The organism is Methanobrevibacter curvatus (assembly GCF_001639295.1).
GTDB classification, from domain to species: Archaea; Methanobacteriota; Methanobacteria; order Methanobacteriales; family Methanobacteriaceae; genus Methanoflexus; species Methanoflexus curvatus.
In genome coordinates this window covers 1-17,715 of sequence record NZ_LWMV01000213.1, presented here as the reverse complement: position 1 = coordinate 17,715, position 17,715 = coordinate 1, and the positions used below count along the sequence as shown (strand labels likewise).

At 27.8% G+C, this 17,715-nt stretch carries 18 protein-coding genes; 17 read left to right on the top strand and 1 reads right to left on the bottom strand.

The window, feature by feature from the left end; translation table 11 throughout:
- Positions 1–407: 407 nt before the first annotated feature.
- From MBCUR_RS08895 to MBCUR_RS08870, 5 genes are all read left to right on the top strand, one after another.
- Positions 408–1,253 (top strand): fumarate hydratase, encoded by an 846-nt coding sequence (locus tag MBCUR_RS08895; protein WP_067092553.1) that lies wholly within the window; start codon positions 408–410, stop codon positions 1,251–1,253.
- Positions 1,254–1,283: 30 nt separating this feature from the next.
- Positions 1,284–2,159: a citryl-CoA lyase gene (locus tag MBCUR_RS08890; RefSeq protein ID WP_084269674.1), complete on the top strand. Its 876-nt coding sequence runs from the start codon at positions 1,284–1,286 to the stop codon at positions 2,157–2,159.
- Positions 2,160–2,817: 658 nt separating this feature from the next.
- On the top strand, positions 2,818–3,324 hold the full coding sequence (locus tag MBCUR_RS08885; protein ID WP_067092552.1) for a nitroreductase family protein: 507 nt from the start codon (positions 2,818–2,820) through the stop codon (positions 3,322–3,324).
- 9 nt (positions 3,325–3,333) lie between these two features.
- Positions 3,334–3,741: a hypothetical protein gene (locus tag MBCUR_RS08880; RefSeq protein WP_067092551.1), complete on the top strand. Its 408-nt coding sequence runs from the start codon at positions 3,334–3,336 to the stop codon at positions 3,739–3,741.
- A gap of 709 nt (positions 3,742–4,450) precedes the next feature.
- The gene (locus MBCUR_RS08870; RefSeq protein WP_084269672.1) at positions 4,451–5,455 is read left to right on the top strand and encodes a DNA cytosine methyltransferase; all 1,005 of its coding nucleotides are present in this window, start codon (positions 4,451–4,453) and stop codon (positions 5,453–5,455) included.
- Here the strand turns inward: MBCUR_RS08870 and MBCUR_RS08865 are convergent.
- A complete protein-coding gene (locus MBCUR_RS08865; RefSeq protein ID WP_067092549.1) occupies positions 5,441–6,184 on the bottom strand; it encodes an Eco47II family restriction endonuclease in 744 nt (247 codons plus the stop codon). The two genes, MBCUR_RS08870 and MBCUR_RS08865, sit on opposite strands and share 15 nt — an antisense overlap.
- A 263-nt stretch (positions 6,185–6,447) precedes the next feature.
- Between MBCUR_RS08865 and MBCUR_RS08860 the strand changes: the two genes are divergently transcribed.
- From MBCUR_RS08860 to MBCUR_RS08810, 12 genes are all read left to right on the top strand, one after another.
- Positions 6,448–6,834 carry a hypothetical protein gene (locus MBCUR_RS08860; RefSeq protein ID WP_067092548.1) on the top strand — a complete coding sequence of 129 codons (387 nt, stop codon included), beginning with the start codon at positions 6,448–6,450 and terminating at the stop codon, positions 6,832–6,834.
- 456 nt (positions 6,835–7,290) lie between these two features.
- Positions 7,291–7,605, top strand: a complete 315-nt coding sequence (locus MBCUR_RS08855) for a hypothetical protein (RefSeq protein WP_067092547.1) — start codon at positions 7,291–7,293, stop codon at positions 7,603–7,605.
- 9 nt (positions 7,606–7,614) lie between these two features.
- Positions 7,615–9,630, top strand: a complete 2,016-nt coding sequence (locus MBCUR_RS08850; RefSeq protein ID WP_067092546.1) for a V-type ATP synthase subunit I — start codon at positions 7,615–7,617, stop codon at positions 9,628–9,630.
- Between the two features lie 270 nt (positions 9,631–9,900).
- On the top strand, positions 9,901–10,386 hold the full coding sequence (locus MBCUR_RS08845; RefSeq protein WP_067092545.1) for a V-type ATP synthase subunit K: 486 nt from the start codon (positions 9,901–9,903) through the stop codon (positions 10,384–10,386).
- A gap of 15 nt (positions 10,387–10,401) precedes the next feature.
- The gene (locus MBCUR_RS08840) at positions 10,402–11,025 is read left to right on the top strand and encodes a V-type ATP synthase subunit E (protein WP_067092544.1); all 624 of its coding nucleotides are present in this window, start codon (positions 10,402–10,404) and stop codon (positions 11,023–11,025) included.
- 14 nt (positions 11,026–11,039) lie between these two features.
- The gene (locus tag MBCUR_RS08835; RefSeq protein WP_067092543.1) at positions 11,040–12,191 is read left to right on the top strand and encodes a V-type ATP synthase subunit C; all 1,152 of its coding nucleotides are present in this window, start codon (positions 11,040–11,042) and stop codon (positions 12,189–12,191) included.
- The gene (locus MBCUR_RS08830) at positions 12,188–12,505 is read left to right on the top strand and encodes a V-type ATP synthase subunit F (protein WP_067092542.1); all 318 of its coding nucleotides are present in this window, start codon (positions 12,188–12,190) and stop codon (positions 12,503–12,505) included. The genes MBCUR_RS08835 and MBCUR_RS08830 overlap by 4 nt, the downstream gene beginning before the upstream one ends.
- The gene (locus MBCUR_RS08825; RefSeq protein ID WP_067092541.1) at positions 12,502–14,256 is read left to right on the top strand and encodes an ATP synthase subunit A; all 1,755 of its coding nucleotides are present in this window, start codon (positions 12,502–12,504) and stop codon (positions 14,254–14,256) included. Before MBCUR_RS08830 ends, MBCUR_RS08825 begins: the two co-directional genes overlap by 4 nt.
- A gap of 2 nt (positions 14,257–14,258) precedes the next feature.
- A complete protein-coding gene (locus tag MBCUR_RS08820) occupies positions 14,259–15,647 on the top strand; it encodes an ATP synthase subunit B (RefSeq protein WP_067092540.1) in 1,389 nt (462 codons plus the stop codon).
- Positions 15,648–15,843: 196 nt separating this feature from the next.
- A complete protein-coding gene (locus tag MBCUR_RS08815; RefSeq protein ID WP_067092539.1) occupies positions 15,844–16,494 on the top strand; it encodes a V-type ATP synthase subunit D in 651 nt (216 codons plus the stop codon).
- A 296-nt stretch (positions 16,495–16,790) separates the two neighbouring features.
- Positions 16,791–16,940: a hypothetical protein gene (locus MBCUR_RS10625; RefSeq protein WP_169805824.1), complete on the top strand. Its 150-nt coding sequence runs from the start codon at positions 16,791–16,793 to the stop codon at positions 16,938–16,940.
- Between the two features lie 98 nt (positions 16,941–17,038).
- Complete coding sequence (locus tag MBCUR_RS08810) at positions 17,039–17,551, top strand: hypothetical protein (protein ID WP_067092538.1); 513 nt, start codon at positions 17,039–17,041, stop codon at positions 17,549–17,551.
- Positions 17,552–17,715: the final 164 nt, after the last annotated feature.

Below are 17,715 nucleotides of genomic sequence, written 5' to 3'. Positions count from 1 at the left end.
TTTATATATTAAAATTTATAATTTTTTTTAGGAATATAGTTAATAATTCTAATTTTTTTACAATTCAACTATTTTCAATTATAATATCAAATAATATTAGTAATGTTTTAATTTATTTCAACAAACAGTTGTTGAATAATATTTTAAAAAGAAAATATTATAGAAATTCAATAAATTTTTTATAATTTTTATAATTTTTATAATTCTTTTATAGAATTTTAATGTTTTTTAATATTTTAGATGTTTTTAATAAAATTTTAATTTTAATTTTAACATTTAATTTTATTTTTTTTATTTTTTTTTATTTTATGTATATTATTTTCAATTAGTTCATTTTCATGTTTTTTTATAAATATTTATATTATTTGCTTGTTTAATTTAACTTTAGTCAATAAATGGAATTATATATGAACCTAGAAAAAAAAATTGAAAAAGCTTTGATTTCAGCAAGCACTTCAAATTCTAAAGATAAAGTTGAAAAATTAAAATTGGCTCATGATTTAGAAACTAATGAAAATGCTAAATGGGCTTTAAATTTAATGATAGAAAATATTGAAATAGCTAATAGAGAAAAACGACCTTTATGTGATGATACAGGCATTCCTCATGTCTTAATTGAAGTACCTAGTGAATTAAATTATTTTCCAACTAATTTAATTGAAAATATTAAAAATGGAATCGTCAATGGATTAATTAATCTTCCAGGAAGGCCAATGGCTGTTAAAGGAAATGATATAGAAAGATTAAAACAATCCAATGGCTTATATGAGTGTAGTGGAATGGTGAAACCTCCATCATTTTTATTTGATTCGTATGATGGAGATAAAATAAAAATTCATATTCTCCTTCTTGGTGGTGGAAGTGAAATAAGGTCTAAAACATATAGAGTTTTTCATCAAAGAAATCATAAAATAATATTTCAAATGGCTGTTGATTATCTTACAGAGGTTTTACCACAACTTGGATGTACTCCTTCTATTCCAACTATTGGTATTGGAAGAACACATTTTGAAGCTAGTGCTTTAGCTTTAAAAGCAATGGCTTATGGAGATTTAAATAATCAATCCAATATTGAAAAAAAAGTTACAAATGCATTAAATAAAACTAATATTGGTCCAATGGGTTTAGGCGGGGATACCACGGTTTTAGGAACTTTTGTAAATATTGGCTCTCAAAGAGCAAGTGGGGTTCGAATAATGGCTATCCGTCCAGCTTGTTTTGTTGAACCAAGAGTCTCAACCATTGAGATTTGAGATTTATATAATAAACTTAAGGAAAATATAATGAATAATAATAATAATAATAATAATAATAATAATAATAATAATTTTAATAAAAATATCTCTAACAACCATAAAACAAAAGTTAGGACTTCAATAACTAAAATTGAAGAAAATAAAATAACTACTAAGGGATACTCTCAAGAAGAGTTAATAGATAGTCTTAGTTATCCTGAAATGATTTTTTTATTACTTAAAAACAGATTACCTAATAAAAAAGAACTTAAACTTTTTAATCATCTTCTTGTTGCTTTTGCAGACCATGGTTTTACTCCACCAAGTACTCAATCAGCTCGTTTAATAGCTTCTTCTGGTTCTTCAATTAATGTGGCTTTAGCTGGAGGGTTATTATCATTTGGAAAACACCATGCAGGAGCTATTGAAAAAGCAATGGAAATTTATCAATCATTAATTAATGAAAATTTTTCAAAAAATATAAATTTATTATCTAAAGAGGAATTAAACAAAAAAATAGAAGAAATTGCCAAAGAATTTACAGATAACCAATTAGATACTGGTAAAAAAATTCCAGGTTTTGGTCACAGGTATCATAAAATAGATCCAAGGGCTCAAAAGCTTTTAGAAATTGGAAACGAATTAGATATTATAGGAATTCATACAAAATTAGCTATAGCCATAGACAAATTATTGTATGAAAAAAAAAAGCTTAAAATTAATATTGATGGAATTTCAGCAAGTTTATTATCTGATTTAGGATTTTCCCCTGAAGAAGGTTTAAGTGTTTTTATAATTGGTAGAATTCCAGGTTTAATATCTCATATTTTAGAAGAATATCATGATAATATTGAATTTAGAAAGTTATTACACCTTGAAGATATTTTTTATGATGGAATTGAAGATAGAATGTTGGATAAATAAGTTTTATTTTGATGTTTATTAATTGCATATTAATTTTATATTATTTTTTATAATTTTTTATTATATTTTAGTAATTTTTTTTTAAATTTCGTTTTTAATTCATAAAAATTTAAATTATTTTTGATTTTTTTCAAAAGGTTTATAAATAATATTTAATAAAGTTATAAAGTGATATAATTTTATATAGTGATTATTATGTTATTTTGATAAACTAACTATTTTTTATATTTAATTCTAATAAATTTTTTATATCATTTTTTTTATTTTTTTTATTATGGAGGTATTTTTTATGGCAAAAGTTAAAGGAACAAATAAAAGAACTAGGGCTAAATCTCATTACAGAAAGCCAGGTACAAAAAGAGGAAGAGGAATAAAAAAAGTTTAAATATTTTATTTATTTTATTTTTAAATTTTTTAATTTGATTTTAAATTATTTTTATTTAATTTTAAACTACCTTTATTTAACTTTAAATCATTTTTATTTAATTTTAAATATTTTTATTTTTTTCATTTCAAATACAAATCAATTCTTTTCTTATAATTTTTCATTTTAATAATTTCATTAACTAACTCATTAAATAATTTTATTTATAAAATTTATTGTTTTTTTTTTAAATTTATTTATTCTTTTTTTAGAAAATCATCTATTGGTGTAAAAATGGAAGTTTCAGAAGCTATTAAAGATAGATACAGTGTTAGAGGATATACTAACCAAAAAATTGAAAAAGAAAAGTTAGATGCAATTTTAGATGCAGGACGATTGGCACCTACAGGTGTAAACTTTCAGGCATTTAAAATATTTGTAATTGACACAAAAAATAATAAAGATGCTCTAAGTAAAATTTACCCTCAAGATTGGTTTATTCAGGCACCTATTGTATTAGCCGTTGTTGTGGATAAATCTAAAAGCTGGACTCGACCATGGGATGGAAAAAATATTGCAGACATTGATGGAACAATTGTAATGGATCATATGATTTTAAAAGCCACTGATTTAGGGCTTGGAACATGTTACATTGCAGCATTTAAAAAAAATGAAGCTATTGATTTTTTAGGATTAGGAGAAAATGAAGAGCCTCTACTTTTTACTCCTTTAGGATATCCAAATGCTTCAAGAGCAGATAGACCTCGTAAATCTCTTGAAGAATTAGTTGTTTATAAATAATTACTTTTTATGAAACCATATATTTTTCAAGCTGAAAATTCCATTCAAATGGATGAAATAGCTAAATCACTTAAAAATAAGGGATTTAAACTTATTTCTAATGATGACAATTATTTAGTATTGAAAAAAAGAAGTTTTGGAAGCATTATTTTCCATTTTATTTTTTTGGTTTTGATCCTTTTTGGAAGTCCCTCTTTTTTTTCTAGTGCCTTTGTAAGTATTCCATTTATTAAAGCTATTTTTGACAGTACTATTTTTGTCAATGGATATTATTTTATTTTCTGTGCATTGTATATTGGCTATGTCTTTTATTACTTATTTACAAAGACAATAATGGTTATTGTTACCACAGAAACAGTTGATAACGAAGGAAATCCCTTAGAATTCAACAATATAAATGATTTAAATTTAAAATAGTTATTAATGGATAGTATTTAAAATAAGTTTAAATAGCTATTTTTTTTAAATTCACTTATATTAAATTAAATATTATATATAATAAGCATATTTTATTAATTTAATTTCAGATTGAGAAAATGAAAGCTTAATTTATAATAAAAAGACTCGATTTTATGTATTTATTCTTTCCATGTCCAATAGCATCTTTTTGGGGAAATTATTGATTTTTCTTTTTTTAACTTATTCATAATCTTTGTAACTTCTTTTTTACCTACTCCAGACATTTCAACTACTTATGATGTATTTAATGCCTCTTCAGACTTTTTAAATGCTTTAATTACTTTTTCTTCATCACTCATTTAATCACTTTGATTTGATTTTAAATTATATTATAACTATTTATTATGTTATGATTATTCATAAACATAGTGCATTATCCAAAATGTGACTTATAATCATTTTTTTAATCCTTATAAAAAGCGTGATAAAATACCTTAAATTTGATTTAAAGAGTTTTTAAATAATATTTCTAAAAATTTAAATTCAATACATATGTTACAAAGCTTTGGCAATATTATATATTATCTTAATTCTTTAACTTTATTTAAATTTTTTTAACATTTTTTTTATTAATAGTTTAACATTTAGAAAAATTTTAATATTATAACTAACATAATTTAATTTAATAAATAAAATTCATAAAAATTATAAAACTAAGTGTTTGGAAATGAAAACTGTAGAATTGTTTGCTGGTGCTGGAGGATTAGGATTAGGGCTTGAAAATGCTGGTATTGAGCATGAAATGCTTGTTGAAATAGATAAAGATTGTGTTGCAACTTTAAAACGTAACAGACCAAATTGGAATGTTGTACATGGAGATGTTCAAGAAATAGACTTTAAAAGTATTAAAACAGATATTGTAACTGGAGGGTTTCCTTGCCAAGCATTTAGCTATGCTGGAAAAAAATTAGGTTTTGAAGATACTAGAGGTACACTTTTTTTTGAGTTCGCAAGGGCAGTTAAAGAAATTGAACCGAAAATATGCTTAGCTGAAAATGTAGAAGGTTTAGTAAGACATGATAAAGGCAGAACTTTAAAAACTATGATTTCAGTACTGGAAAATTTAGGATATGATGTTCAATATAAAGTGCTAAATGCTGTAAATTTTTATGTTCCTCAAAAAAGGAAAAGAATGGTTCTTGTTGGAACTAGAAAGGGGATAAATTTTTTATATCCACAGCCAAATAAAAAAATTTTAACTATTAAAGATGCATTAAAAAATGTTCCTAAGTCCGATGGAACCGGGTACTCGCAAAAAAGAGAAGAAGTCTTGAATCTTGTTCCTCCTGGTGGTTGTTGGATTGATTTACCCGAAGATATTAAAAAAGATTTTATGGGAAAAAGTTACTATTCTGGTGGAGGAAAAAGAGGAATGGCTCGTAGAATGTCCTGGAACGAACCATGTTTAACATTAACGACTTCACCTTCCCAAAAGCAAACTGAAAGGTGTCACCCTGAAGAAACTCGTCCTTTTACTATTAGAGAATATGCTCGTATTCAAACTTTTCCTGATGATTGGGAGTTTATGGGAGGAAAATCTTCACAATACAAGCAAATAGGCAATGCAGTCCCTGTTAAACTAGGAGAATTTTTAGGCAAACAAATCATTAAAGCATTAAATGGTGATAACTCCGTTGATTCATCTCATCAAGTAAAATTATCTGCTTTCTAAAAATACATGATTAGAAAATTCTTGTAATGATTTTTTATCTTCAGAAGACAGGTGATAACCATCTATTTTTTCATTTAAAATAATTTGTAGTGCTTCAAATGTTTTTTTTAAAGAATTTGGATCTCCTGTTACTAATTTATAAATTTCATCCCCACTTGCTTTAAGAATTCTCGAATCTTTCTTAAGCTCTACAGTTTTTGGATATGTATATTCCCAAATTTCACAAACTGGTTTATATTTCTTATTTATAATAAAACCCCAATATGCAGTTGAATCTGGGTATTTTTCAACTATATTCTCTAGTTTTCTTCTACATTCACTTTGAGAACTGCTATTCATAGCATTATATTTATTTTTTAATTCAATGAAAATACTGTTGTCATCTTTTTTTAAATCAACTCCTGTTTCATCACCAGTTCCTAAATTAGTCCAACCTTTAATAGAACCTAAAACCATTTGATGAAATTCTCCAATGTAATTGTTCACAGTTTTATCAGTTTGTCTTACTATCTCAGACATTTTCCAATCATTTAGATGTGTTTCATCACCAAACAAGTCAAAAACTAATTTAAATTCATCGATTGTATTTTTATCTTTAATCAGCATGTCAACAACATTTTTGGCATGTTTTTCTTTTTCTATGCTCTTTTTTTCATAGTATCCTTTAAGAACATAATCAACAGATTTTTCAAAATCCTTATCCTTAATAAAATCTAAATAACTATTCATAATCTTTTTTTATTTTTACAATATAAATAATTTTTTAATTAAAGACATATTAATAAAACATTTTTAGTTTAGTTATTTTTTTAATTAATATTATAGAAACTATTTTAAGTAATATAAAATAGATTTAATATATCTATGATGATTAATGCAATTATGATAGTATAAATTTTTTTCAATCATTTAAATTTTATTTAATTTTATTTAATTTTATTTTATTTAATTTTATATTTTTTATTAATATTTTTTATTTTAAGGATGAAATTATGGCAATTAGTCGAAAACAGCAATTTTCTTTAGTATTTGGTTTTATATTGGTGGTATGGAGTATTTTACCATTTGTGATTCCTGAAACTAATAATAATTTAACTTTACCCTCTAGCTCTTTATTATTTTTAATAGGAATAGCTTATCCAGCTATTACATTTATTCCCACTTGGCAAAAGCCAATAGCTATTGTTGAAGGAATAGCTTTTATTCTAGTTGGTTCTGTGTTCTTAGATTATCCTTGGAATATCCTATTTATAGTATTAGGTTTTATTTTATTTGTTTTTGGAGCTATTTCTTTTTTACCTAGACTTTTAAAGAAAAATAATAGAAACCAAAAACAAAAGTTACACAACTCATCAAAACCAAGTAAAAAAAATAGATGATTTTTCATTTTTATTTTAATTTCTTTTTACTTTCTTTTTATTTTTTTAATTTTACTTATTTTATACTTTTTAATTTTTTGATTAGATATTTAATTCTTTTACATATTTCTTATATTTCATATTTATTTTTTTTATTTAGATCCGTTTTAGAGTATAATTTTAAAAATATTAAAAATACTAAGTTCAATTATTATTTTCAATGTAAAAAAATTTATCTGCATTTAAACTATTTATTAATAATTTTAAAATTTTTATTAATTTTTATTAATTTTTATTAAATTTTATTAAATTTTTATTAGATTTTTTTAATTTTTATTTATATTATTATTGTTCTTTAAAATCCTATTTTTTTAAGTTTTTTTAGCTAAAAAATACTAATTTTTTATATCTCTAAAATCAAATAGTAAATGTTATATATAATAATAAATATATTTTTTTATACCATGGTGATTTATCATGACAGCGATATCAGAAGCTATTATAAGCATTAAAGATGCTGAAAATGATGCTGATAAGCTCATCGAAGATTCTAAGGCTGAAGTATTAAAAATTATCGAAGAATCTAAGGTTAACTCTAACACTAAGTTAGAAGAAGCTAAGCTTTCAGCACATGAGGAAGCAAAAACTATTATTGATAATGCAGAAAAAAAAGCAAAGCAAGATGCTAAAACTATTGAAGATAAGGCTGAGAATGATGCTAAAAACATTAAATCGCAGTCTAGTGCTAATATAGATGAAGCTGCATCTATTATTGTTAAAAATATTTTGTAGAGGGAGATAATGTTCCAGACAGAAAGAATGCGTAAACTCAGAATACTTACTTTAAATCAGTATTCCTCCTCTATCGTGAGAGATTTGCACGAAGAAGGAATAGTACAGATTGAAGATATTTCTGAACGTATTCAACAGAATCCTGAATGGGCAGATTCTATTAAACCTTCAAAAATGACTCCATTAATTGGAAGAATTTCTTCACTTTTAATGAAAACTACAGGTATTTCCGAAACTTTCGGTAATGCTTTAGCTGAGGATACAGGAATTAAAGATATGATATTATCTTTTGTAAAACCTGTTATTCCCGTGAAAAGGGAAGTGGATTCATTAAATTCGGAAAATCTAATTAATAAAGCCGAATCTTTATTGGATGTGGTGGAGTCGCAAACTAAGGTTATAGAAGAGAAATTATCTGCTATTGACAGTGAAAAAAATTTAGTTACTTTAAATGAGAGTTTAGCTCAAAAATTAATTAATTTTGATCTAGATTTGTCTCTATTGAAAGATACTGGATATACTACTCATACTGTTGGAAGGATAAATGTTGAATCCGCTTCAAAATTAAAAGAAGAATTAAATAATGTAACTGATAGTTTATTGTTCTTTGAAGATAATAAAGTTTCTAAAGAGAAAGACAAACTTGATTCAAAAGTGGTTATTATAACTGCATTAAACGAATTTAAAGATGAGGTTCTCTCTGTTATTAGGGGCTTTGAGTTTGAAAAATTGGAAATTGGGGATGTGGAAGGCACTCCATCTCAAATAATATCCAGTTCAAAAAATAGACTTAAAGAATTAGAAAATGAAAAATCTCAAGTGACAAATCAGCTTAAAAAAGTAGCTGAAAAGTATGATGAGGATATACTTGTCTTAAAAGAGCAGTTAGAAATTGAAAAAGAACGAAATGAAGTTTTTGCTACTTTTGGTGAAACTGATAAAACTAAACTGCTTGAGGCTTGGGTTCCTTCAAAAGAATATAATAGTGTAACTAAACTTATTGATAAATCAAGTGAAGGGCACTTTGTTGCTGAATTTGAAGATGTTGGAAAAGATGATAGTGATGTTCCAGTACTCCATAATAATCCTAGTATTGTAAAACCTTATGAATTTCTTGTAGGTATGTATGCACCTATTAGATATGGAGAAATAGATCCTACATTCCTTGTTTTTTTAATGTTCCCATTTTTCTTTGGTTTCTGTTTAACAGAAGCTGCTTATGGTGCACTTTTTGCTATTATTGGAGTTGTTCTTTATAAAGGTATAGGGAAAGTTAATAAGACTATGAAAGATTTTGGAGCCATATTAGTGGCTTCTGGTTTGTGGGCAATAGTTTTAGGTTTGTTAACTGGAGGTTTTATGGGAGATTTCTTCCCAAGATTCTTGGGTTCTGCTATTCCAACACTGCTCATTGATCCATTGAAAAGACCAGAGATAATTCTTATTATTGCTTTAATAATTGGACTTATTCATCTTAATGTTGGATTTATTTTAGGTATTATTAATAATTTCAGATATGGTGATAAGAAAGAAGCTTTAGGATCTCAAATTGTCTGGTTTATTTTAGAAATCGGAATTGTATTCTTAGCTTTAGGGTTCTTAGTACCCACAGTTGGAATTATTGGTATGGGAATAGGAGCAGCTTTCCTTGTTGCAACTTTCGTAATATTGATATATTGCGGAGGAGTTTATGGAATAATGGATGTTTTTGGATTTTTAGGAAACTGGTTATCCTATGCTCGTCTTTTAGCACTATGTTTGTCTACTGGTGGAATAGCTATGACAGTTAATATTTTATCTGGAATGCTCAATTCTATGGTTCCAATTCCGGTTCTTGGAATAATTCTCGCAGTAATTATATTTATATTTGGACACATTGCAAATTTCGTTTTACAGATAGTAGGTGCTTTTATTAATGCACTCCGTTTAAACTATGTGGAATTTTTCTCCCAGTTTTTCATGGGTGGAAAAAATACATTTAATGCATTTAGTGCAAAGAGAATTCTTACTAAATTAAAAGATTAATGCTATTTGTTATATAAAATTGTTATATGTAAAAATTAATTAAAATTATTATATTTATTAAAATCATTTAAGATAGTTTAGTATAGTTAATTTAATTAATGCTATTATTAATTATAGATTATTATTTATTAAGACCATAATTTATTAATAAGACTATAATATTTATTAAGGCTATAATTTATTAAATCTATAATTTATTAAGACTATAATTTATTAAGGCTATAATCATTGAATGATTAAATTAATTAAAAATTAATAGGAGATATGAAAATGGTAGATATTGCATTAGGTACTGCTTTAGCAGCTATTGGTGCTGGAGTAGCTATTGGTTTTGCTGGCTTAGGGTCAGGTTTAGGTCAAGGTATAGCAGCCGCAGGGAGTGTAGGTGCTGTTGCAGAAGATAATAGTATGTTTGCTCAGGGTATTATTTTTACTGCATTGCCAGAGACTCAGGCTATTTATGGATTCTTGATAGCTATATTATTACTTGTATTTTCTGGTTTACTTGGTGGAGGCAATGGTCTTTCACTTGAAGCTGGTCTTGTTGCTATTGGTGTAGGAGCATCTATTGGATTTGCAGGTCTTGGGTCTGGTATGGGTCAGGGTATTGCAGCTGCTTCATCTGTTGGTGCAGTTGTTGAAGATAATAGTATGTTTGCTCAGGGTATTATTTTTACTGCATTGCCAGAGACTCAGGCTATTTATGGTTTCTTGATTGCTATTTTGCTCATGGTATTCGGCGGAATATTAGGATAATCAGGGGGTCAATAAATGAGCTCTGGTGCTGAAAAAATAGTCTCTAATATTCTTTCACAGTCTCAAGCAAAAGCTGATAAAATTATTCAAGAAGCAGAAGCAGAATCAAAAAATATTGTTGATAATGGCTCTGCAGATGCTGAATTGGAAAAGCAAAAAATATTAGATGAGGCTAATAAATCATCTAATTTGCGTTATCAGCAAATAATATCTGAAGCTAAGATGAAGGGAAGAAGATTAGAATTAGATGCAAGAGAAGAAGTAATTGAGGAAGCTTTTAATAAAGCTACTGAAAAAATTAAAGATTTATCTTCTGGATCTAACTCTCAATATATCAATTCTTTAGAAAGTGTTATAACTGAAGCAGGATCTGAGATTGGTGGGGGTAATTTAGTTATCCATGTTAAACAAGAGGATAAATCTAAAATTGAAGGATCCATTGATAAAATAGCTAAAACTATTACATTAGATACTGGTAATAACACCTCTTTTGAATTTGGTGAAGCTATTAATACAATTGGTGGTGCAGTAGTTAAAACAAGTAATGGTGATGTTGAAGTTAACAATACTATTGAATCCCGTATATTACGTTATAAAAAATCACTCCGTTTGGAAGTAGCAAATATTTTATTTAAATAAGGGGGGATAAAAATATGGCTGATGGACTTACTGCATTGATAAGTAGCTTAGGTATTAGTAATGAAGCATTTATTGCTCTTGCTGTTATGGTTCTTTTAATTATTGGTGCAGTTATTGTTGTTATTGTAAGCAGACCAATTTTAGATATTTATCCATATCTCCTTCCAAATGCGAGAGTTAGGGCTAGAAAGGGAAGATTATTTAATGAAAAACATTTTTCTGAAATAATCGAAGCAGATGACATCAATGAAATAGTTAATTATCTTAGAGGATTTCCTGACTATGCAGATATTGATGATAAAGCTATTGAAAAATCTTTAGACCTTCAACTTGCAAGTACATATAATTTAGTAAGTAAAATAGCTCCTGAAAATATTAGAAAAGCATTTATTGCATTGGCTAAAAAATTTGATATTGCTAATATAAAAACTTTAATCACAGCTAAAGATGCAAATTTAAGTAGGGAATCTACTATAGAGTTGTTGATTCATTCAGGTAAAAATTATGAAACTATTGAATCTTTAGCAGATTCTTTAAATGTTGAAGATATTATATCTGGTTTAGATAGTACAGAGTACTATTCTGTATTAGAAGATGCTTTAAATAGGTACAAAGAAACTAAAACGGTTCTTCCTTTAGAATCTGCTTTAGATAACTATTATTTAGAAAACCTTCTTTCTGCTACATCTGTTCCAGCTAATGATAACACTGCTATTTTGTATTCTTTTATTGGAACTCAAGTAGATATTGCCAATATAAAGTTAATATTAAGGGCAAAAGCAGATGGTTTAAGTTTTGAGGATATGGATTATTACATGATAAAAAATGGTCATGATGTTAAAGAATGGAAATTAAAAGACTTAATGGAATCAGAGGATGTTTCTGGTGTAATATCTGGCTTAGATGGCACAGATTATGCACCAATACTTAATGAAACTCTTAATGACTATAATGAAACAGGTTCCATTGGAGTTTTTGAAAAAGTTTTGGATGAATATCTTTCTAAATATGCAAATTCACTTTCTTTAAAAAATCCTTTAGGTATTGGTCCTATGGTTGGATTTTTAAATCAAAAAGAAAAAGAGATTAAAAATCTTAAAATTGTCGCAAGAGCTAAAAGGGAAGCTAATTTTCCCAATTCTAAAATTCAGGAGTTGTTAGTGTGAGTTCAGTTGCTGTAATTGGTGATATTGATACTGTTACTGGGTTTAAACTTGGTGGTATTAAAAAAGGTTTTGATGTTGGAAGTGACGAAGAAGCTAAAAATGCTCTTGATCAATTATTAGAAGAAGAAATTTCTATTATAATTATAAGTGAAAAAATCGCTAAAGGTATTAGGGAACATATTAATAAAAGAATTGGTTCTAATGTATTGCCAATGATTATTGAAATTCCTGATAAGTCTGGTTCCTTAGATACAGATTCTGATCCAATGGGGGATCTTATTAAACGAGTGATTGGGGTAGAGATGGTTAAATGATTAATGAAGGAAATATTATTAAAATTGCTGGGCCTGTTATTATCGCTGATGGTATGAGAGGATCCCAGATGTATGAAATGGTTAGAGTTGGTGACAGTAAGCTTATTGGAGAAATTATTGAGCTTGAAGGTGACACTGCAACCATTCAAGTTTACGAAGAAACAGCAGGTTTAAAACCTGGTGAAAAGGTAGAAAGTACAGGAGGTCCATTATCAGTAGAACTTGGACCTGGAATTATTGGTTCAATTTTTGATGGAATTCAAAGACCACTTGAAGTAATTAAAGATTTAACTGGAGACTTTATTGAAAGAGGAGTAGATGTTCCTTCTCTTAATAGAGATAAAAAATGGACTTTTAATCCAAGTGCAAATGTTGGCTCTACTGTTAAAGGTGGAGATGTTATTGGAGAAGTACAAGAAACCTCTGCTGTATTACAAAAGATTTTGATACCGCCTAACTTTGAAGGTAAAATTATAAGTATTGTTTCTTCTGGTGAATACACAGTAACCGATGATATTGCTGAGATTGAAACTGCTGATGGAATTAAAAAGCTTCAAATGTTACAAAAATGGCCTGTTAGAAAAGGAAGACCTTATGTAGAAAAACTTGACCCAGATATTCCGTTAATTTCAGGACAAAGAACTCAAGACACTTTCTTCCCAGTTGCTAAAGGTGGAACAGCAGCTATTCCTGGACCATTTGGATCAGGTAAAACTGTTACACAACAACAATTGGCTAAATGGGCTGATGCTGATATTATTGTATATGTTGGTTGTGGAGAACGTGGAAATGAGATGACAGAGGTACTTATTGAGTTCCCTGAGTTAGAAGATCCTAAATCTGGAAATCCTTTAATGGACAGAACAGTTTTAATTGCAAATACTTCTAACATGCCAGTAGCAGCAAGAGAAGCTTGTGTATATACTGGAATTACAATTGCAGAATATTTCCGTGATCAAGGTTATGATGTAGCACTTATGGCAGATTCAACTTCAAGATGGGCTGAAGCTATGAGAGAGATTTCAGGAAGACTTGAAGAAATGCCTGGTGAGGAAGGTTATCCTGCATATCTTGCATCACGTCTTGCACAATTTTATGAAAGAGCTGGAAGAGTCACTACATTAGGTAGTAATCCAAAAACTTCATCTGTATCCGTTGTTGGTGCTGTGTCTCCTCCTGGTGGGGATTTATCAGAACCTGTTACACAAAACACCTTGAGAATTTCAAAGGTATTTTGGGCATTAGATGCATCACTTGCAGATAAACGTCATTTCCCTTCTATTGATTGGTTGCAAAGTTACTCTTTGTATGTTGATAGTGTTCAAGGCTGGTGGGAAGAAAATGCTGGTAGTGATTGGAGAGCAACTCGTGATGAAGCAATGATTTTACTACAAAAAGAATCAGAGCTTCAAGAAATTGTTCAATTAGTTGGTCCTGATGCACTTCCTGATAGTGAACAGGTCACTCTTGAAACTACTCGTATGATAAGAGAAGATTTCCTACAACAAAATGCTTACGATAGCGTGGATACATACTGTTCACCATCTAAACAGTACGAAATGTTGAAAACTATTGTTTCTTTCCAAAAAGAAGCTGAAGCTGCACTTGAAAGAGGAGCAGAATCTAAAGCCATTATTGCTCTTCCAATTAAAGAAGAGATTGGTAGAATGAAATATGTGGCTGAAGATGTCTTCCCAGAAAAAATTAAAGAGATTCAAGAGGAAATTGTAAAACAATGTGGTGAGGTGTAAAAATGAATACAAATATTAAAACTAGAGAATACACCACTGTTAAAGAAGTTGCAGGTCCTTTAATGATTGTTGAAGGTGTTGAAGGTGTTGCTTACAATGAGATAGTTGATATTACAACTCCTAGTGGTGAACCTAGAAGAGGTCAAGTTCTTGAAGTAAGTAAAGACATTGCAGTTATCCAAGTTTTTGAAGGAACCAGTGATTTAAATACTAAAACCACAAAAACTAGGTTTACTGGAGAAACAGCAAAAATTGGTGTTTCTAGTGATATGTTAGGTCGTATATTTGATGGTACTGGTAAACCAATTGATGGTGGACCAGAAATTATTCCTGAAAAAGAATTAGATATTAATGGTAGTCCTATGAATCCATCTGCTCGTGAATTCCCTGCAGAGTTTATTCAAACTGGTATTTCCACTATTGATGGGATGAACACCCTTGTCCGTGGTCAAAAGCTTCCTATATTTTCAGGTTCAGGTTTACCTCACAACGACTTAGCTGCTCAAATTGCAAGGCAAGCTAAAGTTATATCTGAAGGAGACGATGAATTTGCAGTTATATTTGCTGCTATGGGTATTACTCACGAAGAAGCAAACTTCTTTATGAATGATTTTGAAAGAACTGGTGCACTTGAAAGAGTAACAGTTTTCATGAACCTAGCAGATGATCCATCTATTGAAAGAATTCTTACTCCAAAAATGGCTCTTACAACAGCAGAGTATTTTGCTTTTGAAAAAAACATGCATGTATTGGTTATTTTAACTGATTTAACCAACTATTGTGAAGCTTTAAGAGAAGTTTCTGCTGCAAGATCTGAGGTTCCTGGAAGAAGAGGATATCCTGGATACATGTATACTGATTTATCTGGGATATACGAACGTGCAGGACGTATTGAAGGTAAAGAAGGTTCTATTACTCAGATGCCTATTTTAGTCATGCCTCAAGACGATATTACTCACCCAATTCCTGATTTAACTGGTTATATTACTGAAGGACAAATTGTTTTAAGTAGGGAACTTCATAGGAAAGGTATTTATCCTCCTGTTGATGTACTTCCATCTTTGTCAAGATTGATGAGTGGGGGTATTGGGGATGAAAGAACTCGTGAAGACCACAGTGGTGTTTCAGACCAGCTTTATTCTGCTTATGCAGAAGGACGTAACTTAAGAGATTTAGTTGCAGTTGTAGGGGAAGAGGCACTTACTGAAAGGGATCAAAGTTTCTTAAAATTTGCTGATGAATTTGAAAAACAATTTATTACTCAAGCAAAAGATGAAGATAGAACTATTCAAGAAACTTTAGATCTTGGTTGGAAATTACTTAGTTTGCTTCCGAAATCTGAACTTAAAAGAGTTAAAGAGGAACATATTCCTAAATATCTTCCAGATTAATAGCTTTTTAAGTCATAAGCTATTAAATGTTTTAAACTTTTAAAAAGTTTGATTTAATTTTTAAATTAGTTAGTTGATTTTTAATCTTTTAAATTAAGTTATTTTTTAATTTTTTTAATTAAATTATTTTAAATTAATTAATTTTTTTAAATAAAATTTCATTAAGCTTTTTTTTTAAAAAAGCTTGGAGGTAATCATGGCACAAGAAACAATTGAGGGTGTTAATCCCACAAGAATGGAATTACTGAACCTTAAAAATAGGGAAAAACTTGCTGTTAAAGGTCATAGTCTTCTTAAAGAAAAACGTGATGCTTTAATTATGGAGTTTTTCAAGATTCTGGACAAAGTTAAGGGTTCTCGTGAAGTTGTTAATAAAAAACTAGAGGAAGCTTATGGGAATTTAATTGCTGTTCAGGTTACTATGGGTGATTTAGCTGTTAAAAAAGCTGCATTATCTGTTAAAGAGTCCGTTGATGTGGATATCGAATCAAGAAGTATTATGGGAGTAGTTGTTCCTGTTGTGGATTCAAAAATAGAGCCTAAAACTCTTGTTGACAGAGGTTATGGTTTTGCTGATACTTCAATTAAATTAGATGAAGCTGCAAAAAACTTTGAAGATGCGGTTTCCCTTGTTATTGAACTTGGTGAAATAGAGAAAACAGTTTATCTTTTAGCTGCTGAAATTGAAGCTACTAAACGTCGTGTCAATGCTTTAGAACATATAATGATTCCAAAATTGCAGAACACTGTAAAATCTATTGAAATGAGACTACAAGAAATGGAAAGAGAAACATTTGTCCAATTGAAGATGATTAAATCTTCTATAGAAGCAAATGAACAAGCATAATTATTTAAATTAGAATTTTTATTCTAAGTTTCTTTAATTTCTTTATTTTCTTTTCTATTTTTTTCTTTTTTTATAATTTTAATTTTTATATACTATTAATTTTATAATACTTTTATAATTTTAATTTTTTAATTTCTATTTTACATGTATTCTAAATATATTTTTTACTTTTTTTTATTTTATTTAATTAATAAAATTTAATGCATTTTTAATCAAACTGATATTTAGTTATTTTTAATATTTAATTAAATTTTTATCTATTTTTAGAATAAAAATTATTATTTTGGTGTTTATTTATGCAAAGAGATCCTATTAAACAATATTTTAGAGACCCCGATAAAAAAGCAAAGCTATTTGTTGCAATGCAGCTGGGGATGATTGCTTCAACCATTTTAATAACCATTGGAACAATAATTTTTATTTTAAAATTAGTTGGTGTATTTTAAATTTAGATGATTATTGTTTTTATTTTTTTGAGTGTGAGTTTTGTTTATTGTTAATTAATTTTATTTTTTCTTGATTGTTTTTTATTATTGGTGAATAAATGAATAAGAAAAGTTTATTGTATGTTATAATATTGATTGTTTTAATAATCATAATATCTATTTCTTCAGTATTCATTTTTGATATAAATGTATTTAATGTTGAATCTGATTTTAAAATAAATGGAGAAAATATTCAAATAAACGAAATATATGAGTTTACAATAGATAAAAATTCAATTATAAGTTTGTATGATATAAATTTCAGTATTCCAAATGGCTTTAAAGGGAATGTTTCTTATGATAATTCTCTTTTAAAATTGGATCTCTCTAATGGAGATAATTTTATAAAAATTTATTATTATGGTATTGGTACAGCTAAAACATATGCTAATGATTATGTTAACTTAAATCATGATTTAAAAGCAGGAAACATTACTAAAATTAATAATTGGGATATTGTTGAAATTATACCCTCATCAAATATCGCATACAAAGAATATATTCTTCAAAATAATGATAACATTTTTGGTTTATATTTAAATGGCTTAAATATACAAAAGGTAATCAATTAGCATATTATCTCAATTTTTTATCCTATTTTAATTTTTAATTTAATTTTTAATTCTATTTTTAGTTCTATTTTTAATTCTATTTTATAGTCCAGAAAATGAAGTTTAGAACTAATAATTTTTTTTAAAATTTATATATTCATCTATTAATTAAATTAAATAATTAT

Bases quoted from the DNA above. Each gene is read 5' to 3' on its own strand.
- MBCUR_RS08885 (WP_067092552.1), top strand. From the start codon at position 2,818: ATGGAAGTTTCAGAAGCTATTAAAGATAGATACAGTGTTAGAGGATAT.
- MBCUR_RS08890 (WP_084269674.1), top strand. From the start codon at position 1,284: ATGAATAATAATAATAATAATAATAATAATAATAATAATAATAATTTT.
- MBCUR_RS08870 (WP_084269672.1), top strand. From the start codon at position 4,451: ATGAAAACTGTAGAATTGTTTGCTGGTGCTGGAGGATTAGGATTAGGG.
- MBCUR_RS08880 (WP_067092551.1), top strand. From the start codon at position 3,334: ATGAAACCATATATTTTTCAAGCTGAAAATTCCATTCAAATGGATGAA.
- MBCUR_RS08865 (WP_067092549.1), bottom strand. From the start codon at position 6,184: ATGAATAGTTATTTAGATTTTATTAAGGATAAGGATTTTGAAAAATCT.
- MBCUR_RS08845 (WP_067092545.1), top strand. From the start codon at position 9,901: ATGGTAGATATTGCATTAGGTACTGCTTTAGCAGCTATTGGTGCTGGA.
- MBCUR_RS08815 (WP_067092539.1), top strand. From the start codon at position 15,844: ATGGCACAAGAAACAATTGAGGGTGTTAATCCCACAAGAATGGAATTA.
- MBCUR_RS08850 (WP_067092546.1), top strand. From the start codon at position 7,615: ATGTTCCAGACAGAAAGAATGCGTAAACTCAGAATACTTACTTTAAAT.
- MBCUR_RS10625 (WP_169805824.1), top strand. From the start codon at position 16,791: ATGCAAAGAGATCCTATTAAACAATATTTTAGAGACCCCGATAAAAAA.
- MBCUR_RS08820 (WP_067092540.1), top strand. From the start codon at position 14,259: ATGAATACAAATATTAAAACTAGAGAATACACCACTGTTAAAGAAGTT.
- MBCUR_RS08840 (WP_067092544.1), top strand. From the start codon at position 10,402: ATGAGCTCTGGTGCTGAAAAAATAGTCTCTAATATTCTTTCACAGTCT.
- MBCUR_RS08825 (WP_067092541.1), top strand. From the start codon at position 12,502: ATGATTAATGAAGGAAATATTATTAAAATTGCTGGGCCTGTTATTATC.
- MBCUR_RS08895 (WP_067092553.1), top strand. From the start codon at position 408: ATGAACCTAGAAAAAAAAATTGAAAAAGCTTTGATTTCAGCAAGCACT.
- MBCUR_RS08835 (WP_067092543.1), top strand. From the start codon at position 11,040: ATGGCTGATGGACTTACTGCATTGATAAGTAGCTTAGGTATTAGTAAT.
- MBCUR_RS08810 (WP_067092538.1), top strand. From the start codon at position 17,039: ATGAATAAGAAAAGTTTATTGTATGTTATAATATTGATTGTTTTAATA.
- MBCUR_RS08855 (WP_067092547.1), top strand. From the start codon at position 7,291: ATGACAGCGATATCAGAAGCTATTATAAGCATTAAAGATGCTGAAAAT.
- MBCUR_RS08860 (WP_067092548.1), top strand. From the start codon at position 6,448: ATGGCAATTAGTCGAAAACAGCAATTTTCTTTAGTATTTGGTTTTATA.